General features: G+C 60.0%; 23 protein-coding genes. 6 read left to right on the top strand and 17 right to left on the bottom strand.

Annotation, left to right across the window (positions count from 1 at the left end; genetic code table 11):
• Positions 1-42 precede the first annotated feature (42 nt).
• Entirely contained in the window at positions 43-945 is a 903-nt protein-coding gene (locus AP059_RS05115; RefSeq protein WP_059762183.1) for a LysR substrate-binding domain-containing protein, read from the top strand.
• A 31-nt stretch (positions 946-976) separates the two neighbouring features.
• Positions 977-1,201: a YgdI/YgdR family lipoprotein gene (locus AP059_RS05110; protein ID WP_048365471.1), complete on the top strand. Its 225-nt coding sequence runs from the start codon at positions 977-979 to the stop codon at positions 1,199-1,201.
• A gap of 54 nt (positions 1,202-1,255) precedes the next feature.
• Here the strand turns inward: AP059_RS05110 and AP059_RS05105 are convergent, their stop codons facing one another.
• From AP059_RS05105 to AP059_RS05090, 4 genes are read right to left on the bottom strand one after another with little or no spacing between them, the layout of a single operon-like run.
• On the bottom strand, positions 1,256-2,545 hold the full coding sequence (locus AP059_RS05105; RefSeq protein ID WP_059762182.1) for an NAD(P)/FAD-dependent oxidoreductase: 1,290 nt from the start codon (positions 2,543-2,545) through the stop codon (positions 1,256-1,258).
• The gene (locus AP059_RS05100; RefSeq protein ID WP_059762181.1) at positions 2,542-3,288 is read right to left on the bottom strand and encodes an amino acid ABC transporter ATP-binding protein; all 747 of its coding nucleotides are present in this window, start codon (positions 3,286-3,288) and stop codon (positions 2,542-2,544) included. Before AP059_RS05100 ends, AP059_RS05105 begins: the two co-directional genes overlap by 4 nt.
• Complete coding sequence (locus AP059_RS05095) at positions 3,285-3,941, bottom strand: amino acid ABC transporter permease (RefSeq protein WP_048365468.1); 657 nt, start codon at positions 3,939-3,941, stop codon at positions 3,285-3,287. The genes AP059_RS05100 and AP059_RS05095 overlap by 4 nt, the downstream gene beginning before the upstream one ends.
• Positions 3,942-4,000: 59 nt before the next feature.
• On the bottom strand, positions 4,001-4,768 hold the full coding sequence (locus AP059_RS05090; protein WP_048365467.1) for an ABC transporter substrate-binding protein: 768 nt from the start codon (positions 4,766-4,768) through the stop codon (positions 4,001-4,003).
• A 173-nt stretch (positions 4,769-4,941) separates the two neighbouring features.
• Here AP059_RS05090 and AP059_RS05085 point away from each other — a divergent pair, with 173 nt between their 5' ends.
• The 4 genes from AP059_RS05085 to AP059_RS05070 all read left to right on the top strand — a co-directional run bounded on the left by AP059_RS05085 (position 4,942) and on the right by AP059_RS05070 (position 9,468).
• Positions 4,942-5,718, top strand: coding sequence for an IclR family transcriptional regulator (locus tag AP059_RS05085; RefSeq protein ID WP_059762180.1), 777 nt, complete (start codon positions 4,942-4,944; stop codon positions 5,716-5,718).
• A gap of 111 nt (positions 5,719-5,829) precedes the next feature.
• The gene (locus AP059_RS05080) at positions 5,830-6,885 is read left to right on the top strand and encodes a permease (RefSeq protein ID WP_059762179.1); all 1,056 of its coding nucleotides are present in this window, start codon (positions 5,830-5,832) and stop codon (positions 6,883-6,885) included.
• Positions 6,886-7,115: 230 nt separating this feature from the next.
• Entirely contained in the window at positions 7,116-7,844 is a 729-nt protein-coding gene (locus tag AP059_RS05075) for a carbonic anhydrase (protein ID WP_059762204.1), read from the top strand.
• A gap of 82 nt (positions 7,845-7,926) precedes the next feature.
• Positions 7,927-9,468, top strand: a complete 1,542-nt coding sequence (locus AP059_RS05070; RefSeq protein ID WP_059762203.1) for a SulP family inorganic anion transporter — start codon at positions 7,927-7,929, stop codon at positions 9,466-9,468.
• 53 nt (positions 9,469-9,521) lie between these two features.
• On the opposite strand, the gene AP059_RS05065 is transcribed toward AP059_RS05070, so the two are convergent.
• The 13 genes from AP059_RS05065 to AP059_RS05005 all read right to left on the bottom strand — a co-directional run bounded on the left by AP059_RS05065 (position 9,522) and on the right by AP059_RS05005 (position 24,555).
• Positions 9,522-10,535, bottom strand: coding sequence for an AraC family transcriptional regulator (locus AP059_RS05065; RefSeq protein ID WP_059762178.1), 1,014 nt, complete (start codon positions 10,533-10,535; stop codon positions 9,522-9,524).
• Between the two features lie 74 nt (positions 10,536-10,609).
• A complete protein-coding gene (locus AP059_RS05060; protein WP_059762177.1) occupies positions 10,610-11,647 on the bottom strand; it encodes a Rieske 2Fe-2S domain-containing protein in 1,038 nt (345 codons plus the stop codon).
• A 108-nt stretch (positions 11,648-11,755) separates the two neighbouring features.
• Positions 11,756-12,583, bottom strand: coding sequence for an SDR family NAD(P)-dependent oxidoreductase (locus tag AP059_RS05055; RefSeq protein WP_059762176.1), 828 nt, complete (start codon positions 12,581-12,583; stop codon positions 11,756-11,758).
• Between the two features lie 14 nt (positions 12,584-12,597).
• Positions 12,598-13,365: an SDR family oxidoreductase gene (locus AP059_RS05050; protein ID WP_059762175.1), complete on the bottom strand. Its 768-nt coding sequence runs from the start codon at positions 13,363-13,365 to the stop codon at positions 12,598-12,600.
• Between the two features lie 96 nt (positions 13,366-13,461).
• Entirely contained in the window at positions 13,462-14,706 is a 1,245-nt protein-coding gene (locus AP059_RS05045) for a helix-turn-helix transcriptional regulator (protein WP_059762174.1), read from the bottom strand.
• A 167-nt stretch (positions 14,707-14,873) separates the two neighbouring features.
• Complete coding sequence (locus tag AP059_RS05040; protein WP_059762173.1) at positions 14,874-17,300, bottom strand: efflux RND transporter permease subunit; 2,427 nt, start codon at positions 17,298-17,300, stop codon at positions 14,874-14,876.
• Positions 17,301-17,310: 10 nt separating this feature from the next.
• Complete coding sequence (locus tag AP059_RS05035; protein ID WP_059762172.1) at positions 17,311-18,285, bottom strand: WD40/YVTN/BNR-like repeat-containing protein; 975 nt, start codon at positions 18,283-18,285, stop codon at positions 17,311-17,313.
• Between the two features lie 238 nt (positions 18,286-18,523).
• Positions 18,524-19,879, bottom strand: coding sequence for an MATE family efflux transporter (locus AP059_RS05030; protein ID WP_059762171.1), 1,356 nt, complete (start codon positions 19,877-19,879; stop codon positions 18,524-18,526).
• A 101-nt stretch (positions 19,880-19,980) separates the two neighbouring features.
• A complete protein-coding gene (locus AP059_RS05025; protein WP_059762170.1) occupies positions 19,981-21,189 on the bottom strand; it encodes an acetyl-CoA C-acyltransferase in 1,209 nt (402 codons plus the stop codon).
• Positions 21,190-21,197: 8 nt separating this feature from the next.
• Positions 21,198-21,668 carry a MaoC family dehydratase gene (locus AP059_RS05020; RefSeq protein ID WP_059762169.1) on the bottom strand — a complete coding sequence of 157 codons (471 nt, stop codon included), beginning with the start codon at positions 21,666-21,668 and terminating at the stop codon, positions 21,198-21,200.
• A 10-nt stretch (positions 21,669-21,678) separates the two neighbouring features.
• Positions 21,679-22,464, bottom strand: a complete 786-nt coding sequence (locus AP059_RS05015; protein ID WP_059762168.1) for an SDR family oxidoreductase — start codon at positions 22,462-22,464, stop codon at positions 21,679-21,681.
• 50 nt (positions 22,465-22,514) lie between these two features.
• A complete protein-coding gene (locus AP059_RS05010) occupies positions 22,515-23,393 on the bottom strand; it encodes an SDR family oxidoreductase (protein WP_059762167.1) in 879 nt (292 codons plus the stop codon).
• Between the two features lie 10 nt (positions 23,394-23,403).
• A complete protein-coding gene (locus AP059_RS05005; protein WP_059762166.1) occupies positions 23,404-24,555 on the bottom strand; it encodes an acetyl-CoA C-acetyltransferase in 1,152 nt (383 codons plus the stop codon).

Below are 24,555 nucleotides of genomic sequence, written 5' to 3'. Positions count from 1 at the left end.
GAACGCAGCCGGGGGCAGCTGCTACGCCACTCAGGAGCTAGCTTGAGCCGATACCTCAAACACTTACCGCCGCTGGACACGCTCATCACCTTTGAAGCCGTCGGGCGCAATGGCAGCTTTACCCGCGCCGCCAGCGAGCTGTGCCTGACCCAAAGCGCGGTGAGCAAACAAATGCGTGCCCTTGAGGATCATCTCAAGTTGGCGCTGTTCGAACGCCAGCCCCGTGGGGTCAGTTTGACCCGCGCCGGGGCCAGCCTGTTCGGCGAGGTCAGCACCTTACTTGAACGCCTGCAACACAGCGTCAATCGCATCAAAGTGCAACATGCACCCAATGCAGTGACCGTGCTGTGCACCCACGCGGTGGCACAGTTTTGGTTGTTTCCACGGCTGTTGGCATTTAACACGGCGCACCCTGGCATCACCGTCAATATCCACGCCAACAATGGCATGGACGAATCCAGCACAGCGGATTACGATTTCTCGATTCTGTACGGCAATGGCAATTGGTCATCATTGAATGCCCAACCGTTGTTTGCCGAGTGCGTGTACCCGGTGGTCAGTCCCGCCGTCCACTTGCCCCAGATCATCACACCGTCAGACTTGCAGGCCCTGCCCCTGATTGAGTTGGATTCATCAGGCTGGAACTGCATGGATTGGCGCGACTGGTTTCGCCACTTCGGGCTTGAACACACACCCGCGCCCCAGCGGCCGACCTTCAACCAGATCACCTTGGCGTATCAAGCCATCGTGCAAGGGATGGGAATTGGCCTGGGGTGGGATTTCATGGTGCGCGACAAAATTGATTCAGGCGCACTGCGGCGCGCGGGTGCGTATGAATATATCAGCGGCAATGCCGACTATTTGGTGCACTCTCGGCATAAAACGTTGTCAGAGGCAGCAGTTATTTTCCAGCGCTGGCTGTTGCACGAAGCCCGGCGCGCTTAACCCTTTACTTTCGGATGTTCAAGGAGCTTGCATGAAGATCAACGTTATCGGCTTACCCATGGTCATAGTGGCAATGCTGACTCTGGCCGGTTGTGCCTCACCGAGCGTGGTCACGCTGCAAAACGGTACGCAATACCTGACTAAAGACATGCCGAAAACCAAAACCAAGGATGGCTTTTACGAATTCGTCGACATCGCCGGCAAGCACATCAAGGTCAAGGCCGATGACGTGGCCACCATCAAGACCGACGATTGATCAGCACGCACCTGCAAGCCCCGGTGCAAACGCGGGCTTGCAGAGGCGTGATCATCAATTCAAGGCGTCGAGCATCCGGTAGTAGGTGATTCCTGCTGCCACGTACAAGCGCTGCAAGCTGTGAAACGGAATGGTGCGGATCGGCGTGACCGGGAACGGGAAGTCGCTTTCAGCCCCCACTACACGCGCGGCGAGGTGCTTGCCGAGCATGGTCGACATGGCGATCCCGCGCCCGTTGTAACCCAGCAAAATCGACAACCCCGGTTGTGGCTCATGCAACTGTGGCAACACGCTCTGGTTCAGAGCAATACGCCCGCTCCAGCGGTACTCGATAGGCACCCCGGCCAATTGCGGAAACAGCATGACCAACGAGCGCTCCAAATGCCCCCAGTCACCGGTGCGAGTCGGCTCGGCAAACGGTCCACGACCGCCGAGCAATAAACGACCTTGCGCGTCCATCTTGAAATACAACAACAAACGCCGCGCATCCGAGCACACCTCTCCACCGGGCAAGATGGTTTTGCGCAGCTCAAGCGGCAGCGGACGGGTGGCGATGATAAAACTGTTGGCCGCCAGCACGGTCTGACGCAGCCCCGGCCATAAACCATCGGTATAACCGTTGGTGGCCAGCACCACACGCTCGGCGTTCACGGTACTGCCTTGAGCGGTGGTCAACTGCCATTGCGCACCGATTCGGCGCAAATCAGTCACCCGGCTCTGGCTGTGAATCGTGACGCCGCGACCCAATGCAGACTTGGCCAACCCCCGTACATAGTTCAACGGGTGCAAGCTGCCCGCGCGCGGGTCGACCCAACCGCCCAAATAATTTTGCGTGCCCAGCCGCTGACTGACCTCGGCGTGGTCCAGTATGTGGGCGGCAACGCCACGCTGCTGCCACTGTTTAGCCCGGTGTTCCAGCGCTTTCATCGACACCGCAGATACAGCGGGTTGAATCCAGCCTTTGCGACTGGCTTCACAGGCAATGCTGTATTCGCGGATCAATGAAAACACTTCATCAGCAGCCCCCCCGCAGGTCTCGATAATTCGTTCACCGCGCTCTTCACCGAAGCGTTGAATCAGTTGCTCGGGGTCGTATTTGAGCCCGGGAATCACTTGGCCGCCGTTGCGCCCCGATGCTCCCCAACCCGGCTCACCGGCATCAAGCACACAGACGCTCACGCCCGCTTCGGCCAACCGCAGTGCCGTGACCAGACCGGTGTAACCGGCGCCGACAATCGCGACATCGACGTGCTTGTTTTCACACAAAGGTGGCGTTGATGCGCCAGGGCGGGCTGTGGCGGACCACAGCGAAGGTGGCAATTGCCCGCTAGCCGTGGACTTCATGGTTGCACCTCACCCGTCTGATTGAGCAAGCGCCGCAGGAAATCCTGAGTGCGCGGATGTTGCGGGGCACTGAGAACGGTTTGCGCAGGCCCTGACTCCACGATCTGTCCGCTGTGCAAAAAGCACACTTTATCGGCGACGTCACGGGCAAAGCCCATTTCATGGGTCACGACAATCATGGTCATGCCTTCATCGGCCAGACGCCGCATGACAGCCAGCACCTCACCCACCAATTCCGGATCGAGGGCCGAGGTCGGCTCATCGAATAAAATCGCCTGCGGGTTCATTGCCAGCGCCCGGGCAATCGCCACACGCTGTTGCTGCCCGCCGGACAGTGCATCCGGGTAAGCATTCATCCGATGCGCAAGACCGACTTTCTCCATCAGCGCTTGCGCCTGCTCACGCGCCTCTTGCGGTGTTTTTTTCAAGACGTAAATCGGCCCCTCCATCACGTTTTCCAGCGCCGTACGGTGCGGAAACAGATTGAAGCGCTGGAAGACCATCGCCACGCGCGTGCGCAACAAATGAATGCTTTTATCGTGACGGTCGACCCGTTGACCGCTGACCAGAATGTCGCCCTGACTGTAACTCTCAAGGCCATTGATACAGCGCAGCAAGGTCGACTTACCCGATCCCGAAGGACCGATCAAACACACCACTTCACCTTGATCAACGCACAGGTCTACGCCTTCAAGCACCGGCACACCGCTAAAACTCTTGTGCACACCCCTGAGTTCGATCATGAGGCTCTCCGCGTTGCAAAGCGCGCTTCTATACGGCGCAAGCCATAAGACAACGGCAGGCTCATCGACAGGTAAAGCAGCGCCACCAAGGTGTACACGGTCATGTTTTCAAAGGTCGAAGAGGCGATCAGTTGGCCCTGGCGGGTCATTTCCGCCACGGTGATGGTCGACACCAATGAGGAGTCTTTGAGCATCATCACCAAGGTGTTGCCATAAGGCGGCAAGGCAATGCGAAAGGCCTGGGGCAACACCACGCGGCGCATGATCATCAGCCCACGCATGCCAATCGACTCGGCCGCTTCGATCTGGCCGTGATCAATGGCTTGAATGCCGGCCCGGAAATTTTCTGCCTGGTACGCCGAGTAGGCGATACCCAAACCAATGACACCGGCCTGCATGGCACTGAGCTGGATGCCGAAGTCAGGTAAAACGAAGTAGATGTAAAACAACTGCACGATGATGGGCAGGCCACGGATCACGTTGACCACGCCAATGGCGAACAACGCAACGGCCCGTATTTTGGAAACCATCATCAGCGCGAATACAAGACCGATCAGTGAACTCAGCACGAACGATCCCGCAGTGACTTGCACAGTGACCACCGCCCCTTTCAACAAAATGGGGAGGAAGTCCAACGCGTCCTGGAGAAACATAAGCTACCCGCAAAACAACACATGAAACGGCCCGCAATCAGTGGCGGGCCGAGGAACCATCAGTTGAGCTTCCACTGCTTGATGATGCGTTCAAGCGAGCCATCGGCCTTGATTGCGGCAATACCTTTGTTCACCTGAGCGAGGGTCTCGGGATCGTCTTTACGCAACACGATACAGACATCACCCACGACGACCGGCACATAGGTGCTCGACAGCTTCAGGCCCTTGGTCGCGCGAGGGTTGGTTGCCATTTGGTAGGCAACGATAGGGTGATCACCGAAAGCGGCCTTGATACGACCCAGTCTCAGGTCACTCATCATGTCGGCAACCGAGTCATAACTGCGCACTTCCTTGAAGCCGCCATGCTTGTTCAGCGCTTCAATAAACACCGAACCCACCTGCGCGCCGACCACTTCACCGGCCAGGTCATCCATGCTTTTGTAGACGGTGTTGTCGTCTTCACGCAGGATCAGACCTTCACCGTAGCTGTAGATTGGGTCAGAGAACTGCACCACTTTCTCACGCACAGGCGTTTTGAGCATGGCAGCGGAAATCAGATCGATCTTGTTGGACGTCAGCGAAGGGATCAGCGCGGCAAATACGCTTTGTTGTATATCGGTCTCGAACCCGCCCGCTTTACCGATGGCCTGGATGGCATCGATCATCATGCCTTCAGTGACACCCGTCTTGACGTTGAGAAAGGTGAAGGGAATACCAGTTGCCGTGGCCCCCACTTTATACACCGGCTCTGCAACAACACTGGCTGATCCCATCAGGCCCGCGGTGATTGCGCACACGAGCGTGAGCACTTGAAATTTTTTATGCATAGCGAATCTCCCTGTGGTCGCTTTTACTATCCTGATAACGCATTCAAAACAGCTGATTCACCCTCTGGTGTAAAAAGCCGCCATCGACTATAAACAATTTACATAAATCGTAAAGAGATTTGTAGGTATCGCATATCGATACTTATAGCTTTAATCAACGCCAAGGAAGCGCCATGAGCGATCACAACAACCCCCTTTTCAATCAGTCTTTGGAGAAGGGCCTCGCAGTCTTGAGAGGCTTTGGCGCAGCTCGACGCACCATGAACCTGGCGGACATTGCACAGGTCGCCGGTATCAGTAAAAGCTCGGCGCAACGCATGGTGCACACCCTGGAAGAACTTGGCTATGTGCGCAAACACCCGCAGAGCAGGCGTTTCCAGTTAACGCCCAAAGTTATGGAGATCGGCTACAACTATTTAGCCGCCGACATACTGGTCGATGTTGCAAATCCCTACCTGGCTGAACTCAATCAGCTCACTGGCGAGACGGTCAACCTGACTGAACCCGACGGAGTGTCCATGGTGTTTGTGGCGCGCTTTGCGGCCCCCAAGTTCATCCCCATTCACATGCCGATTGGCAGCCGGATACCGATGTATCTAAGCGGCGGTGGCCGTGCCTATTTAAGTGGGCTGGCCGATGAAGACGTTCATGCCATTCTCAACGCCAGTGAGATCACCGCCTTCACTCACTACACCCTCACGGACCCGGCGGCCATTTTTGAGCGCATTCTCACCGCACGCATCAAAGGCTATGCCACCAACAAGGAAGAAATGTTCCTCGGCGACATGACCCTGGCAGCGCCGATTTATGGCAGCAATGGCACGCCTGTGGCGGCGGTGCACGTGGTCGCCCCCAGCAGTCGCTGGAGCATGGAAGAGGCCGAAGACAAAATGAGCTCGGCGATCATCCAGTGCGCGCGGGCCATCAGCACTTCGATCCGAACCTTGTAAGCGCGCAGGCCGACCGCGCACCGCACGCGCGACCGGCCTGCTCGCTGGCGTAAACCGCACGCAGGTTTGGCGTATGATGCGTCGCTATTTCCTCATGTCCGGTAACTGTTTATGCCCAGTATCTCCTCAGCCCAACCTTCCAGAGGCTGGTCATTCTGGTGGAAACCGCTGTTATTCCTGCTGATCGCAGGCATTGGCCTGTACTACGTCAAGTGGTCGCCGTACTACTTCAAAGCCTTTGTCGCCGCTGACAATCACAGCATCGGCGCTTCAATCCTCAACGACAATCAGGGCGAACCCATTGCAGCGGCCCTGGCCTACGCCAAGGTGTATTTTCTGGCGATCTGGAAAGCCGCCGTGCTGGCGGTCATTCTCGGCTCACTGATCCAGGTGCTGATCCCTCGTGACTGGTTACTGCGCTTGTTCGGCAAAGCCGGGTTCGGCTCAACCTTGCGCGGCGGGCTGTTCGCGTTGCCGGGCATGATGTGTACGTGCTGTGCAGCCCCCGTGGCAGCAGGCATGCGCCGACAAAAAGTCTCGGTCGGCGCAGCGCTCGCGTTCTGGATCGCCAACCCGGTGCTTAATCCGGCCACATTGGTATTCATGGGCTTTGTCCTGGGTTGGGGGTTTAGCGCGCTGCGTTTGGTAGCAGGCATTGTATTGGTGCTCGGTGTGTCGATGATTGCGCAACGCATCTCACGCCCCGAAAACATCCCCGACGCCGCGCTGGAGGCTGTGTCCCAGGCCAGCCAGATTGATCAGCAACATTTCTTTGTGCGCTGGGGCCAAACCTTGTGGCAGCTGTTCTGGAACACCATCCCGGTGTACCTGCTGGCGGTATTGCTACTGGGCGCGGCCCGTGTGTGGCTGTTCCCTCACGTCGATGGCGCCATGAGCGACAGCCTGATGTGGCTGGTGCCATTGGCAATTGTCGGCACTTTGTTTGTGATCCCGACCGCGGCTGAAATTCCGATCGTGCAAACCATGATGGCGCTGGGCATGGGCACCGCACCTGCCGTGGCCCTGCTGATGACCTTGCCCAGCGTGAGCTTGCCGTCGCTGTTGATGCTGCGCAAAGACTTTGATGCCCGCGTGCTGGTCAGCGTCGCATTGATGACCATGCTGGTGGGTGTGGTGAGTGGACTGGTGGGTATGTGGTTGCTTTGAAACCGGCATAACGTCCTGCTCAACCGGTGTGCTGGGGCGAACCTGAATTGCCCCTGCACAGCGCTGTTCACGGCCCGTCGCGATTGCTCAATGCCATCATGAAAGCCTTGTGCCAGAGCGGTTAATTCAGTTTGAGTTAAGCTTCAAACGGTACTTTTTCATTCGAGTCGCTGATGACTTTTTTCTGGACACAAGCGGAAATCTCTCCGCTTTGCCAAAGAGGATGAATGATGAGTACCAAGGATAATCAGCCGTTAGCTGTAGCTACTGCCCCCCACCCGGCCGAACACGCCGATGCAGCGCTACAGCTCATAGTCGAAGGGTTTCTGCACTTTCAGCACGAGGTCTTTCCGCAACAGAAAGACCTGTTCAAAAAACTCGCCACCGCCCAACGTCCCCGCGCCATGTTCATTGCCTGCGCCGATTCCAGAATCGTGCCCGAACTCATCACTCAAAGCGCTCCCGGCGATTTATTTGTCACCCGAAATGTCGGTAACGTGGTGCCGCCTTACGGGCAAATGAACGGCGGTGTTTCAACCGCCATCGAATACGCCAGCCTGGTCCTGGGCGTGCAGCACATCATCGTATGCGGACATTCCGATTGTGGGGCCATGCGCGGCGTGCTCAACCCCGACACCCTGCACGCCATGCCCACCGTCAAAGCCTGGTTGCGCCATGCAGAAGTGGCCAAGACCATGGTTCATGAAAACTGCGGCTGCGCCGATGAATCCGAAAGCATGCACCGCCTGACGGAAGAAAACGTGATCGCGCAACTGCAACACCTGCGCACTCACCCCAGCGTTGCGTCGCGCATGGCCAACGGACAATTGTTCATCCACGGCTGGATCTACGACATCGAAACCGGCGGGATTAAAGCCTACGACGCGTTGCAAGGGGCTTTTCTGCCCTTGAACGACGTGCAGGCCATTCCATCGGCGACGCCCAAAGCGCGCTTCTAACCATTCCCGACCTTGCAAAGCAGTGACTGGCGCATACCCAGTCAGGCCTTGCTGTGTCTAAAACATGCTGGGGAAAGTTGCCATGCGTGCAGAACAATTAAAAGCCGTCTTGCCGCGGGAGTTATTGGCTTCGGTGGTGGTATTTCTGGTGGCGTTGCCCTTGTGCATGGGCATCGCCATCGCATCGGGCATGCCGCCCGCCAAAGGGTTGATCACAGGCATCATCGGCGGGCTGGTGGTCGGCTGGATGGCCGGCTCACCGTTGCAAGTCAGCGGGCCGGCAGCGGGACTGGCGGTGCTGGTGTTCGAAATCGTCCGTCAACATGGCATTGCCATGCTCGGCCCTATCCTGCTGTTGGCGGGGCTTGTGCAACTGCTGGCCGGGCGTTTGCGCCTGGGTTGCTGGTTCCGGGTGACGGCACCGGCGGTGGTGTACGGCATGCTCGCCGGGATCGGCGTACTCATCGTGTTATCGCAAGTGCATGTCATGTTGGACGGCGTACCCAAGCCTTCCGGGCTGGAAAACCTCAGCGGCTTTGCGCCAGCGCTCATGGCCGCGATCCCGACCTTGGGCGGCGGACTGGGCTGGCAAGCCGGTTTACTGGGGTTGAGCACCATTCTGGTGATGTGGCTATGGGACAAGTTTCGCCCGCAGCGCCTGCGCTTTGTGCCCGGCGCCTTGCTAGGCGTAGGGCTGACTACCGGGTTCAGCTTGCTGCTGAGCTTGCCCGTCAAACGTGTTGAGGTCCCGGAAAATCTTGCCGATGCCATCGACTGGCTGCGTCCCGCCGACCTGTTGAACCTGGCCGACCCGACACTGCTGCTGGCTGCGTTCACAGTCGCGTTCATCGCCAGTGCCGAAACGCTGTTATCCGCCGCCGCCGTAGACCGCATGCACAATGGTCAACGCTCGGACTTTGACAAAGAGCTGTGCGCCCAAGGCGTCGGCAACATGCTCTGCGGTCTGCTCGGTGCACTGCCCATGACCGGCGTGATTGTGCGCAGCTCCGCCAACGTACAGGCAGGTGCCACCACGCGGCTTTCTGCCATGCTGCACGGCGTGTGGTTGCTGGCATTTGTGATGCTGCTGTCCAGTGTGTTGCAAAGCATTCCGGTGGCCAGCCTGGCGGGCGTGTTGGTGTATACCGGCTTCAAATTGGTGGACCTCAAAGCCTTTCGCGGTTTGGCGCGCTATGGCCGCATGCCGAAGTTCACCTACGCGGCCACCGCGCTGGCGATCATTTTCATGGACTTGCTCAGCGGCGTGCTGATCGGTTTTGCCCTGACCCTGGCCAACCTGGCCTGGAACGCCGCACGCCTGAAAATAAGCCTGATCGAGCTGCCTCAACCCAACGAACTGGAACTGCGCCTCACCGGTGCGGCGACGTTTCTCAAAGTCCCGGCCCTCACCCGCACGTTAGCGCGAGTGCCTGCGGGCAGCACCGTACATGTACCGCTGAGTAACCTGAGTTACATCGACCATTCCTGCCTGGAGTTGTTTGAGGAGTGGCAGCGAGCCAATGCGGCCAGCAGCTCGACACTGATGATCGAGCCACGCGGTTTGAAACGTCGTCTGGAAGGACGGACCCGCACCACCGCAGGCTTGGGTTCGGCGCCTGCGTAGCCGTTTTGCCTGCACGCCTGTCGTTGCGCGCGGCATTGCAGCGACAGGCTCAGTCAATTAACGCCCAGAATCAAACTGCGATAGTGGCCGGGGTTACTCCCCGTCCATTTGCGAAAGGCTTTATAGAACGAACTGGTGTCGGCAAACCCCAGGTTCAGCGCAATGTCAGCAAAGCTCAACTGCGGCTCTGCCAGCCAGCCGATGGCCAGCTCTTTGCGCACGCCGTCCTTGAGGCCCTGATAGGTCTGCCCTTCTTCAGCCAAACGACGACGCAAGGTAGAGGCGGACATGCACAAGGTCTGCGCCAGCCCCTCGGTATCGGGCCATTGCGCAGCCTGCACGCACCGCAAATTCTGCTTGATCTGGCTGGCCAGACTTTGCGGGTCGCGGTATTTGACCAGAATATTGGCCGGTGCCTGCGCCAGAAAACGCTGTAACTCTTGCTCTGTGCGCTTGATCGGCGCGTCCAGGCCATCGGCCGCGAAAATCATGCGCGTGCGGGGCCGCTCAAAGCGCAGGTTGTCGGAAAACATCACCGCATAGTCTTCGCAGTAAGCGGGCGCTGCACAGCGCAACTCGATAGTCAAAATGGGAATGCGCCGCCCGGCGAGCCAACACGCCACACCGTGCACGATCATCCAATAGGCAAAGTAGGTGAAGGCGCGGCTCGGGGTCTCTTGCGGCTCATGCAAAACAATTTCGGCCAGGCTTTGTTGGCGCACCAACGTGGCCGGCAAACGCTCAAGCATCAGCGACAAAAAGCCCAGCACCAGTTCCAGACCCTGCGCCAGGGTCGGCTGTGCCATCGCCGAGCGGCACATGAAGGCCAGGCTGCCAGAGCGCAATTTACGCGGGTCCATGCCGAAGAATTCATCGTCCAGGCGCCGCGCCAGTAAACGCCACAGACGAGCATACAGGTGCGCAGGCACGCGCCCTTCGGTCTGATCCGCAAGGGCTGGGTCGATGCCAGCTTTGTGCAGCACCTCGCGCATCGCCGCAGGTGTGGCACAGCTTTGCAACAGCGCCTCACGCACCAAGTGGATAGAGATCGTGTCTTTGCTCAACATTGGCCTTGATCCACGCCCGCTGGTTTTTATATGTGGGCCATCTTAAGCAGCGTGGATCAAAAAGCCAGTGTTGATCAGCGATTGTCCACCGTGGTGAAGGCACGGTTTTGGGCCATGCTTGCGGGCACGCTGGCCTCGTCAGTGAAGAACTGCTGATACCACTCGCGCAGTTGATACACCGGGCCATCACCTTCGGCCAGTACCGGGTTGTTGACCCGAATTTTGTGGGTCCAGATGTCCACGTCCTGATAGAACGAGTCGCGGTTGCGCTGCACATAGTCAAGCGCCAGCGCCTCGTTCTGTGCCTGCGTCCAGCCGGGGACTTTTTTCACCATGCAGCCAAAACGCAGCTCGAAACTGTTTGCCCCGATTGGCACGTGGCAGTTGAGCAGAATCGACTTGATTTCCTGGCCATCAAACACCGCGCGCATGCGCGTAAAATGCGTCGCTGGCCCGTAATAGGCCGACTCTGCGACCAAATCACCACCCAAACGCGCTGAGTCACCGTGGAAAATCTGCTGGGCGATATGGCCTTCGAAGATGTTGTGAAAATACTTGGTCGGTGTGCCGTGAACAGGCCCGAAATGCTGCGCATCGACCAGGTTGTCCACCAGTTCGCGCGGATTTGTATTAATGACCAGCGTGTCCATGTGCCAAGAATGCAGCCACTCGTCGCTGTCCATTTCCGGCAGGTGCGGAATCACCACGCCCTCGGCAGGCGCATTGCCTTCCGGGTTGTGCCACACAAACAGCAGCCTGTTCACTTCACAGGTTTGCCAGGCGCGGGTTTTGGCCTTGGGCGGAATGCGTTTGCAGTAAGGGATTTCGACGCACTTGCCGCTGGCGTCGTACTGCCAGTGGTGGAACGGGCAAACGATGCGATCGTTTTCAATCGTGCCTTGGGACAGGTCGGCACCCATGTGCGGGCAATGCGCATCGAGCACGCTGATTTCCCCTGTCGAGGTCGCAAAAGCCAAGAGCCGCGAGCCAAAGATGTTCAGGGTATGCAGCTTGCCATCCCGGTAATCCTGCGCCTCGCCCAAGCAATGCCAACCCCTGCCAAAGCGCGGTGCCAGTGCATTTTCAACGTGGATGTCTGCCAGCTTAGTCATTTTTATTATTCCTCCGGTCAAAGGCCTCAAGTCTTGCCTGGAGATCTTTGACCAGCGCTCAGGCGGCTTCATCGTTCAGATGGACTAGAAGCAGCCCTCACCCACCCGCTACCACTCAACAATCCGCTGCTCGCGCGCAAACGGCTGGCAGTGCACGGTTTTGCGCTGGTGATCAACCGCCGCCTCCTGCGTCGCCAACCACAGCATCACGGCTGCCGGTACGTGGGGCGGCGCAGAGCCTGCACGCAAGGCAATCACGCCTTGCTCTCCCACGGTGGCGCGCAAAGCGTCGGTGGTCACCACCCCCGGATTGAGGGTGTAGGCACGTATGCCCTGCTCACCCAACTCCACCGACAAAATACCCGAAAGCCGAGACACCGCAGCCTTGCCCGCGCCATAGGCATAGCCCCAGCCGCCTTTTCCTGCGGCCACGGGCGGGTCGCTCTCACCCGCCCCGGAGGTGACATTGATCACCACCCCGCCGCCCTGTGCCAGCATGCCGCTGACCACCGCGCGGGTGAGCAGAAAAGGCCCCATGACATACCCTTGAAAGACGCGCTCCAGCGTGTCTGGCGCCAGCGCCATAAACGGTGCGTTCAGATCACTGCCTTGATAAATCGCATTATTGATCAGCACATCCACCCGTCCGTATTCAGCAAACACGGCCTGGCTTGCCGCCAGCACCGAGGCACTGTCGAGCACGTCCATGGGCACCACCAAGGCCCTGCGCCCCAGCGTGCGAATTGCCGCAGCGGTAGCGTTCAAACTGCCCGGCAACGCTGAGCCGTCCGAATTACGCAAACCGTGCAGGTGGTGTTCACCTTCTTCAAGGCTGCGGGCGCTGATCGCCAGATCAAACCCGGCACGGGCGAAGGCCAGTGCAGTCTCACGGCCGATACCCCGGCTGGCACCGGTCACAAAAGCCACTTTAGTCATGGTTCTCACCTGATTCAGAAACGCTGAGGTCGTGCCATAGCGTCCATGCCGCCATCGACAAACAGCACGCTACCGGTGATGAAACTGGCCTGCGGCGACTGCAAAAAGGCCACCGTTTGAGCAATTTCTTCAGGGCGTCCGGCACGCCCCAAAGGGGCGACGAAGTCCCTTACCGCCTGTCCAAAGCGCGCATCATCCTTGGCGGCTTGATGCAACGGTGTTTCGACGGCACCCGGCGCGATCACGTTAAGTCGAATGCCCTGCCTGGCCCACTGCACGGCTTTGCGTCGAGCGTCACACGTGACGGCGTATTTGGAACTGGCGTAAGCGAGGTGCGGTTGAGCCAAGGCGTCGGCCATTTCAAGGGCCTGGCGCTCGTCACCCGCGAGTAACGCGTCCACCATCGGCTGTTGGTCCGCGCCAGGCGGGGTGGCTGCCACCGAGCCAATCACCAGCGCGGCCGAGTCCTGCCCTCTGGACAGCGCATCGGCCAAACCTTCCAGCAGTTCGCTGACCCCAAAGTAATTGACTGCCAGTAGCAGGCTGCTGGACGAAGCTGTCACCCCAAGCCCGGCGCAGCACACCAGCCCATCCAACACCCCGTCACATTGTTCAAGCACCTGCGCCACCGCCGCTTGCCGGCCTTCACGGCTGGCCAGATCGGCGACTACCTGCGCATTGGCACGATCAATCCCGATGATGCGATGCCCGCGAGCGCGTAAAACCTCGCACACGGCGGCGCCGATCCCGGACGCAGAACCACTCACAGCAGTAACTGGCATAAGGTTTTCCTTGAAGGTGCAGACCGTTGGCGGCCTGACTGACGTGAATGACGGCGACCCTGAGCGTCACCGTCAACAGGCTTTAAAAAAAACGGGTCACGCGCTCTGACGGAGGCTGCGGGCCAATTTGGGCGCGGGTACAACCACACGCTCAGGCGCTTGCAAGGCGCACTTGGGCTTTCCCAGCGCGACCACGCTGTTCAGTAAAATCCTCACCAGTTCGGTCTGGCGCCGCACACCGGTCTTGGAAAAAATCGAGCGCAAATGGGCGCGCGCGGTGTTGCGTCGAATATTGAGGTTTTCTGCGGCTTCCTCCAGCGACAAACCATTGGCCAACTCCATCGCCAGCGCCGTCTCCGCCTTGGTCAGGTTGAACAGTTGCTTGGTCACCACCTCACTGGCCAGCGACTTGCCGACCGCATCGCGGATGTACACCACGGCAGCCGGCTTGCTCTTGCCTTCGGCCCATTCCAGCGAAGGAATCGCTTCCACCACGACCCCCAGGCTGACCTGGCCCGAGGGCCGAGTGACTGACATGGCGTCCGCCGTCACGCCACCTTCGCGCACCTGGGCACTGAATGCGTGTTTGACCAAACGCTGTAGCTCGCGGTTATCACTGGGGTACGTAGCCTCAAGGCGGCCGCCGACCAATTTGAGGCCGTCGCCACTGTTGAGGATTTCTTCGGCGACCGGGTTCAAACGCAACACCTTGCCGGTCTCATCCAGCACCAGCGTGGCCACAGACAGGCGACTGATGGCTTGCGAATACAGCTCGCTGATCGACTCGCTGCGGTCCAGCAGGTTGTGCATGTGCAGGGCGCGGCGCAAATGCGGCAAAAACAGGCTGCACAAGGCACGGTCGGCCTGAGAAAACGCCGGGGAGGTTTTAGGTCGGGTAATACGAAACCGCAGCTTGCCACCCTCCGGCGTGGAGATGTCCGCCCCCATCACGTGGTACACGTTCTGTTGACCGCAGTAGGCTTTGAAATACGCCGAAGCGACCCAGTCTGCCTCGCTCATCAAGTCTTCGACGGTGAACACTTGATCCAGCGCCTGACCGATGAACGGGGTGTTGGTTTGCGGGTAGGTTTGATAGGTCAGCTCACCCTCGCCCTCGATATCCCCCGCCACAATCATCAAGCCCATGTCGGGCTGATCCGGCACGCGCAAAATCAGCGTGGCGTAATTGGCCTTGAACATCGCACGCACGGCGCACAACGTGCGGCCCATGACTTTTGGGTCCAGCGCACCGTCATAAAAGCTGCCGACCAAGTGGTCGTAATCGCTCAGTTCAACCCCCAGGCTGGCCAGGGTCTGATGGTTCAAGGTCACTGTATCCATGGACGTTTCCTCGCAATGGGCGCGGTTCAAGACCTGCCCTTTTTTATTGTTATGGTTGCCAGTGGCGGGCGCATCAGCGCCTGCCGGTTAATCCGTCAATGCCGCGCAAAACGGCCTCAGTGTGGGGGCAATGCACAACCTCCCACAATCGCCCCCCGGCCTCTGTTTCACAGGTTTGTGATGCCCTTGGCAGCGACGCCGGATTTATGCGGGTAATGCCCGCACGCGGGTTCATTGGCCCGTTTTTTGACCTTGACCAGAGCTCGCCCCAGGTTGAACCAGGCCGCCAGCGCGGGCAGTAAAAAGATCGCTCCCAGCACGTTGACCAAGAACATAAACGACAGCAGCACGCCCATGTCCGCCTGGAACTTGAGCGGAGCAAACGCCCAGGTACACACCCCAATCGACATGGTCAGCGCGGTGAACACGGCCGCGGTGCCGCGCTGACACATGGCTTGATAAAACGCGGTGCGCAAGTCCTTGCCGTCGGCCATTTCATGCTCAATGCGCTCGTACAGGTAGATACCGTAATCCACCCCCACCCCGACGCCCAACGCCATCACCGGCAACGTTGCCACCTTCAGGCCGATGCCCAGTGTCGCCATCAGCGCGTTACACAAGATAGCGACAATCGCCAATGGCACCAAAATGCACAGCACGGCCCGCAACGAACCAAACGTCAGCCAGCAAAACAGCGCCACCGAACCGAACAACGCCGCCAGCATCACCACTTCTGCCTGCTTGACGGCCTCGTTGGAAGCCGCCATCACCCCGACGTTGCCACCCGCCAGCAAGAACGTCACCTGCGGGCTTTGCAAACCGTCAATGATGCGCTTGGTTTCGTTGATCACATGGCTCACGGTCGCGCCTTCGTGGTCGGTGAGGAACACCAGAATCTGCATGCGCTGGCAGCCTTCGGTCACCAGGCCATCATCGGGCATATAGGCCCGCGCGCCCTGACTCAACCCGCGCTCAGACCCCGGAATCGCCGACCAGCGCGGGTTGCCCTCGTTGTTGCCGGCAATCACGTTCTTGCTCATGCCCGCCACGCTTTGCACCGATTGCACCCCCGGCACGCTGCGGATCTGAAAATCGAACGACTCAACGGCCCGCATCACCTGCGGTGCCAGGCAGCCTTCTTCAACACCCGAGACCTGCACGAACACCGACATCACGTCCAGACCAATGGAGTAACTGCTGATGATTTTCTGGTTGTCCTGGTTGTAACGCGAATCGGCCCGCAGCTCCGGCGCGCCCATCCCGATGTCCCCCACGGCCAGATCACGCGCTTTGTAGGCGCCCACACCCAGCAGCAGCAAGCTGATGGCGAACACCGCCAACGCAGGCTTGGGTTCGGCGAGTGCCGACAGCCGCCACCACAGCGGGTGCTTGCCCGCCGCCTTGCGGCCCTGACGCAAGGCGCTGCTTTCAAGCGTCAGGTACGACAGGATGATCGGCAGCATCAGCTTGTTGGTGATGATCATCAGCATCACACCAATGCAGGCGGTAACCCCCAGTTCGTGCACGATGGGGATATCAATCAGCATGATCACGCCAAACCCCAGCGCGTTCATCAGCAGTGCCAGCGAGCCTGGAATGAAAATCTTGCAGAACGCACCGTGCGCGGCCTGCACCGAGGTGTGGCCGGCCAGCACGTCCTGCTTCCACGCATTGGTCATTTGCACCGCGTGGGACACGCCGATGGAGAAAATCAAAAACGGCACCAGAATCGACATCGGGTCGATGCCCAACCCCAGCAGCGGCAGCAGGCCCAACAGCCAAATGACCGGCAATAACGCCACCACCAGTGCCACCAGCGTCAGGCGCCACGAGCGCGAATACAGCCACAGCAGCAAGGCGGTGATCACAAACGCAATCACAAAGAAGCCGATGACCGTGTTCAGCCCCTCAACCACATCGCCCACCAGTTTGGCGAAACCGACGATATTGATCTCAATGTTGTCGTTGCTGTACTGGGCACGAATGTTTTCCAGACGCTGCGCCACTTGGGCATACGACACCGGCTTGCCGGTTTTTGGGTCCTGCTCCTGTAGGTCCGCGCGCACCATTGATGAGGTCAAGTCGTTGGCCACCAGGCGCCCGATTTGCCCCGAGCGCGCCACGTTGTTACGCACCTGATCCAGGTCTTCGCGCGAACCGGTAAAGCGTGGCGGTACGACCACATCGCCGAAAAAACCGTCTTCGGTGATTTCGATATAGCGCACATTGGCGGTGAACAGAGACGTGACGCTGGCGCGGCTCACGCCATTAATAAAGAACACCTCGTCGGTGACTTTATTCAGCGTGTCGAGAAATTCGCGGTTGTAAATATCGCCCTCACCCTTCCACTTCACGCTGACCAAAAAGCGGTTGGCACCGGTGAAGTACTGGCTGAAGTCGAGAAAGTTGACCATGTAGGCATTGCGCACCGGGATTTGCTTGTTGAACCCCGGATCGAGTTGGGTGCGGGTGGCGCTGTAACCCAGCGCCACGGTCAACACTACAAACAGCGCCAGCAACGCTTTGCGCCAATGGATCAGCCAATCGGCAGTGCGCTCGACCAGCCGCGTAACCGTGGAGTTAGCGACGTTCATTTAGCGCTCCTTATTGAGTCCGCGCAGCAACGCTGGCGTCCGTGCCCTGAAATACTCCGCGTTCACCGCCCACCAACAAGCGCCCTGCGTTGACGATGACCGCCGAGGTCAAGGTGCCCAGCCCCGGCAAACGTGTCGCGCTGACCCGCTGCCCTGTGCCATCGAGGCGCACCATTGAGCTGCCTGCCCCCACGATCAGCACGCCGTCCCCTTTGGGCAGCAACACATGACCATAGAGTGGCAGCGTGTTGCCCACGGCGACCTGCTGCCAGGACTGGCCAAAGTCTTGACTGACGAACACATGGCCGCGCATGCCATAGGTCACCCAGCGCTCGGCGCTCAAACGCACCACACCAAACAGCGAGCCGTTGTAAAACGCCGGCAGCGTCTGCCAGTGCTGGCCCGCGTCGTCGGTGCGCATCACCAGCCCTTGCTCGCCCACCACCATGCGCCGCCCGTCAGGGCCACCGTCCATGCCATTCAGGTGCGCACTGTCGACACTCAACGCCGTCGCCCGCCAGGTGCGGCCCGCGTCATCGGACTGATAAAACTTGCCGAAACTGCCAAACGCCAAGACCTGCTGCGCGCCGGCACTCCAGATGCCCAGCAGGGGTTCAGCCAGTTCGCTGTCGTAACGCACCTCGGCCCAATGAGCGCCTTGATCGTCAGAGCGTAAAATCCAGCCGTCATGCCCAACGGCCAACAGACGGCTGTCGGTCAACGCCACCAGCGCCGTGAGGGTCAAATCCCGTTGCGGCGTCACCGTGGCCGGTTGCCAGGACGCGCCCTGATCATCACTGAGCAACACCGTGCCGCGCTCGCCCACCGCCACCACGCGCTGGTCGAGGTAGACCATGCCGTTGATTTGCAAGCGGTCGGCGCGCAGCGGTTCGCCAGCGACGTCCAGTGTTGTGCGGGGGGTGAAGGTGAATGCGATGGTGACGGCAACGATCAGGCACACCAGATAACCGATTAGCGAACGCATGATCGATACCTCGCGGCACGAGGCAGTAGAAGGGCGAATTGCATACGGCCAGTCCTCTTCTTTTTATAGTCGTGGAGGCTGTGACGAACTCAGCGGCGAGGTCGCAGCAACCTGGCCTCGATAATCAGACCGGGCAGTCACAGGCACATCGTCCAAATGGCCTAGCTGGGCGTGAGGGGGTTGATCAAGGGGCTCACCGGGCCGTTACCGCGCAGGTAACGGCCAGCGATTGCGCGTTTCAGATCAGGCGCTGGATCTGTTTATGACGCCACACCAGACGGTAGTAGGCGGTTTGCAAAGCCAGCATGGTCAGGTAGGTCACCGGAAAGGCCATCCACACCCCTTGCAGGCCGAAATGCGCATCCAGCGCATAGGCCACCGGTAATTCAACCGCCACTACGCAGAAGATGGTGATACCCATCGGCACCAGCACCACGCCGCTGGCGCGCATGATCCCGCCCACCACCGCCTGAAAACCAAAGAACAGAATGCTCCAGAGCATGATGTGCAACAGGTGCTCAGCCCGTACCCGCGCTTCGACGTCGGTGATAAACAAGCCCAGCAACCAATGCGACAGCACATAGCCCAATAGCACCAGAGCGCCGGTCAGCCACAGGTTGATCATCAGGCCGGTGCGCAGAATCGGGCCAATGCGCTCGATGTGCCCGGCGCCGATGGCCTGGGCACCGAGAATCGATGCGGTGATGGCAATCGACAGCGCCGGGAACTGCACGTAATTGACGATTTGCGTCACCGCGCCATAGGCCGCCGTGGCTTGCGAGCCGTGGCTGTTGACCAATGCCAGAATCACTAGCTCCGACAACGACAACACCACCATCTGCACCCCGGTCGGCAAGCCGATGCGCAGCACTTTGGCCAAAATGGCACGGTCCAGGCGCAGCGCCGCCCAGAGTTCACGGTCCGGCGCCATGACGCTTTTTTTGTGGCGCAAACGCAGGCCCAGAAACAGCATGGCCAACACATTGCCCACCAGCCCGGCATAGGCGGCGCTTTGAATCCCCAGCGGCGGCAACCCCACCCAACCCAGAATCAGCGCCGGTGTCAGTAACAAACCCACAACGGTGGACACCATCAGTGCCAACAACGGCGAAACCGTGTCACTGACGCCGCGCAGCAACTGCGTGAACAAGATGAACACCAGCAGCAGCGGCATGATCAGCATCATGATCCGCGCGTAGGCCACCGCATCGTCCAGCACATCGACGGGCGTGCCCAACCCTTGCAACGCCGCACGGGCGAACACGCTGCCCACCACGGCGGCAATCAACCCGATCAACAGGCCCAAGGTCAGGGTGGCGCCGGTAATTTGCTTGACCATTGTGGTTTCACGGGCGCCCCACGCTTGCCCGATCAGCACCGATGCACCCGCGCCAAGGCCGATCACCAGCGCGATAAAGAAAAACACAATGGGAAACATGCCCGACACTGCCGCCAGTGCCTGCGTACCCAGCATCTGCCCGATGTAAATGCCATTCAGCGTGCCGGAGAAGCTTTGCAAAAAGTTGGACAGCACCATCGGCGCCAGAAAGATCAGATAGATCTGCCACAGCGGCCGTTGCGACGGGTTTTGCATAACCTGAACACCTCAAAACAGAGCAGTGAAGGGTTATACCGTATCTGGATCCAAAAGGGCTGCCAGTGACCCAATCCAACGCGCCTGCCAGGGATTGGCGGTTAGTTGAGTTCAAACAACCCGGCCGCACCCATGCCGCCGCCAATGCACATCGCTACCACCACAAAACGCGCACCACGCCGACGGCCTTCCAACAAGGCATGGCCCACCATGCGTGTGCCCGACATGCCAAACGGATGCCCGATGGCGATGGCTCCGCCATTGACGTTCAAGCGCTCGTTGGGAATGTGTAAAAAGTCGCGGCAGTGGACCACTTGGCAGGCAAACGCCTCGTTGATTTCCCACAGGTCGATGTCCGATACGGTCAGGCCAAAGCGCTTGAGTAATTTGGGGATCGCCAACACCGGGCCTATGCCCATTTCTTCAGGCGCGCAGCCACTCACGGCCAGCCCGCGATACACACCGAGCGGTTCAAGTGCGCGCTGCTTGGCTTGGGCGCGACTCATTAACAACACCGCCGCCGCGCCGTCAGAGAACTGCGAGGCGTTGCCCGCGGTGATGAATTCGCCCTGCTGCACCCACTTGCCCTCTTTCCAGACCGGCTTGAGGGCAGTCAAATCGTCCAGCGTGGTGGACGCACGATTGCACTCGTCACGCTCGGCAATCACGTCTTGATGGCCGCCTGCCTTGCCTTCTTTGTCAAACAGCAGTTTGCGCGCTGCCAGCGGCACGATTTCTTCTGCAAATAAACCCGCCGCCTGCGCCGTCGCCGTGCGCTGCTGACTTTGCAGCGAGTAGGCGTCTTGCACCTCGCGGCTGATGCCGTACCGGCGTGACACGATTTCGGCGGTTTCCAGCATCGGGATGTAGGCGCTTGGCATGCACTCAATGACGGCTTGGGACTGGGCGCGGTAGGTGTTTTTGTGGGCGTTTTGCGTCAGCGACAACGACTCGACGCCACCGGCCACGGCAATCGACAGGTCGCCCGCCAGGATGCCTTGGGCCGCAATGCCAATGCTCATCAACCCCGAGGCGCACATGCGGTCAACCGCCATGCCCGGCACGGTGTCCGGCAAGCCTGCGGTGTACGCGCACAGACGGCCGATGTTGTAACCCTGAGTGCCCTGCTGCGCCGCCGCGCCCATGATCACGTCGTCAACGGCGCCCGGTTCGATCCCGGCACGCGCCACCACCGCGCGCACTACATGGCCGCCCAGCACAGGGGCTTCGGTGTCGTTGAAAGCGCCACGAAAAGACTTGCTCAACGCCGTTCGGGCGGTGGAGACGATCACCACATCCTGTGCATTCATGTTCAAGCTCACTGTTCAAGAGGGTTGAAGGTGTAACGGCTGATGGTGTCCACCACACAACCGGGGCGTTGGCTGCCCTCGATTTCGATGCTGATGCGCACCACGGCTTGCAGCGTGTCACCCAGCGCCTCGACGCTCAGCACTTCGCCATGGCCACGCACCCGCGAACCAACTTTGACCGCTGCCGGGAAGCGCAAGCGGTCAGTGCCGTAGTTCACCCCCATCGCCAGGTTGGCGAACTGCATGAGCTGGGGCATAAACAGGTTCGCCAGCGCCAGGGTCAGGTAACCGTGAGCGATGCACGCACCAAACGGGCCGTGCGCGGCGCGCTCAGGGTCGACATGAATCCATTGATGATCGCCGGTGGCCTCAGCAAACAGGTTGATGCGTTGTTGTGTCACCCGCAGCCAGTCGGTGTGGCCCAGGTCCATCCCCTGTGCGTCCTGCAACTGCTTGGCACTGCTGAAAAGCGTACTCATGGACGGCCCCTCACGCCTGTTGCGAACTGACCGGCAATACTTCGCCGACCATGTACGAGGCGTAGTCACTGGCCAAAAACACCATCACATTGGCCACCTCCCACACTTCGGCGGCACGGCCAAAAGCTTCACCGCTGGCCAGTTGTTCCAGCAGTTCGTGGCTGGAGGCTTTTTTCAAAAAATCATGCAGGGCAATCGACGGGGCGACCGCGTTGATCCGCACCCCGCTCTCGGCGGCTTCCAGTGCGCTGCAACGGGTCAGTGCCATGACCCCGGCCTTGGCGGCAGCGTAATGCGCCTGCTCCTTCTGTGCGCGCCAACCCAATACCGACGCGTTGTTGACGATGGCCCCGGCGCCGCGTTTTTCCATGTGCGGGAGCATGGCCCGGGTCATGCGCATGGTGCCGGTCAGGGTAATGTCGAGCACCGACGACCACTGCTGGTCGCTCATGTCAGTGAGCCGCACCTGCCCGCCCAAGCCTGCATTGTTGATCAGCACATCGACACCGCCCAATGCGTCTTCAGCCGCCGCGACCAAGGCTTGCACCTGGGCTTCGACGGTCACGTTGCACAGTTGCCCGAACACCGCCTGCAAGCCGGTTTGGGCCTTGAGGCGTTCTACCGCCTCCTCCAGACGACGCGGGTGAATGTCTGAAATCATCAAGGCACGGCAGCCTTCTTCGGCGCAGCGTTTGGCGGCAGCAAAGCCGATGCCTGCGCCTGCGGCGGCGGTAATCAACACTGACTTGCCGGCCAGCAGTTGATGGCCGGGAACGTAGGGGGGAGCTGGTTTCATGGTTGGAGGCCCTTCTCAAAAAACACTGCATTGTGTGAACGCTGGCGACGTCAGCTGCCCCACACCCGCTGCGGCTCAGGCGCTTGGGCGAGGATCCGGTCCAGCGCCTCGCCGATTTCTTCAGGTCGCCATTGCGCGCCTTTATCGCAGGTCACGCCGGTACGCCAACCATCGCCCAATGACAGGCGCCCGCCCTGGCTTTCAATGACTTGCCCGCTCACATGACCAGACAACGCGCTGCCCAGCCACACCACCAACGGCGCGACGTTTTCCGGTGCCCAGGCATCGAAACCGCCGTGTTGCGGTTTTTTCACCACATCGGGCATCGCGCTTTCGGTCATGGCGGTGCGCGCAGCCGGTGCCAAGGCGTTGGCCGTGACGCCATAGCGCGCCAGTTCGGCCGCTTGCACCAGCGTCAAGGCGGCAATCGCGCCCTTTGCCGCACTGTAATTGGACTGCCCCACCGAGCCTTGCAACCCCGCACCCGAACTGGTGTTGATAATGCGCGCCGCCACCGGCTGACCGGCCTTGGCCTGATCGCGCCAGCGTTTGCCCAAAATATTGGCCAGGCAAAAATGCCCCTTCAGGTGCACGCGCATGACGGCGTCCCACTCCTCTTCACTGAGGCTGATAAACATACGGTCGCGCAAGATCCCGGCGTTATTGACCAGTACGTGAACCTCACCAAAGGCGGCCAGCGCCGCATCGACAATGTGCTGCGCGGTGGCCACCGTGGTGATGTCATCGCCATTGGCCAGCGCCTGCCCGCCTTGCTCACGGATTTCATCCGCGACCTGTTGCGCGGCATCACTGCGGATGTCGTTGACCACCACATTCGCGCCTTCACGGGCGAAGGCCAGCGCATATGCGCGGCCCAAACCGCCACCGGCGCCGGTGATGATCACGGTACGTCCTTCACACATAGCCATCTCACTGCTCCTAAAGGCGTTCAATAATCGTCACGTTGGCTTGCCCGCCGCCTTCGCACATGGTTTGCAAGCCATAGCGCCCACCGCTGCGTTCCAGTTGGTAAAGCAAACCGGTCATCAACCGCGCCCCACTGGCGCCCAGCGGGTGGCCGAGGGCAATGGCGCCGCCGTTGACGTTGGTTTTGGCCGGGTCGTAGTCCAGTTCTTTGGCCCAGGCCATGACCACCGAGGCAAACGCTTCGTTGATTTCCACCAGATCGATGTCGTTGAGGCGCATACCGGCTTTTTTCAGCGCGGCACGGGTGGCCGCGATGGGGGCAGTCAGGTGCCAGATCGGGTCATCCCCCAAGACGGACAAGTGATGAATGCGCGCCCGCGGGGTGAGGTTGTAGCGTTTGAGTGCCGCCTCGCTGACCACCAGCAAGGCAGCCGAGGCATCGCAGGTTTGGCTGGACACCGCAGCGGTGATCGACGGGAACTCAGGGGCGAGCGGCGCCAGTTCAGCCATTTGGGCCAGGCTGGTGTGGCGCGGCGTCTGGTCGTCGCACAGCCCTTCGCAGGGCACGATCTGTGAAGCAAAGCGCCGCTCGGCGATGGCGTCCAGCGCGCGGCGATGACTGTGCAGCGCATAGATTTCCATCTGCTCACGGCTGATGCCCCAGTGATCGGCAATCCGCTGTGCGGCATAGAACTGGTTCACCGGCTGATTGCCAAAGCGCGCCTGCCAGCCCTTGCTGCCCGAAAACGGGTCGGCAAAGCCCAAGGGCTGCCCGGCCAGCATTGCCGAGGCAATCGGAATTTGCGTCATGGTCTGCACGCCACCCACGGCAATCACGTCCTGAGTACCGCTCATCACCGCTTGCGCAGCAAAGTGCAGCGCCTGTTGCGACGACCCGCACTGACGATCAATCGTGGTGCCGGGCACATTAAGCGGCAAACCCGCCGCCAGCCAACTGGTACGGGCAATATCGCCCGCTTGCGAGCCAATGGTGTCGACGCAGCCAAAGATCACGTCATCGTATTCATCGGCCGGGATCGGGTTGCGTTCCACCAGCGCCTTGAGCACATGCGCGCCCAGGTCGATGGCATGCACATGGGCCAGCGCACCTTTGCGTTTGCCGGTCGGGCTGCGCAGTGCGTCCACAAGATAGGCTTGGGGCAT

It is taken from the genome of Pseudomonas sp. TAA207, assembly GCF_001529285.1.
Lineage (GTDB): Bacteria > Pseudomonadota > Gammaproteobacteria > Pseudomonadales > Pseudomonadaceae > Aquipseudomonas > Aquipseudomonas weihenstephanensis.
The sequence above is the reverse complement of the archived record's forward strand: the minus strand, read 5'-3'. Positions and strand labels throughout refer to the sequence as shown.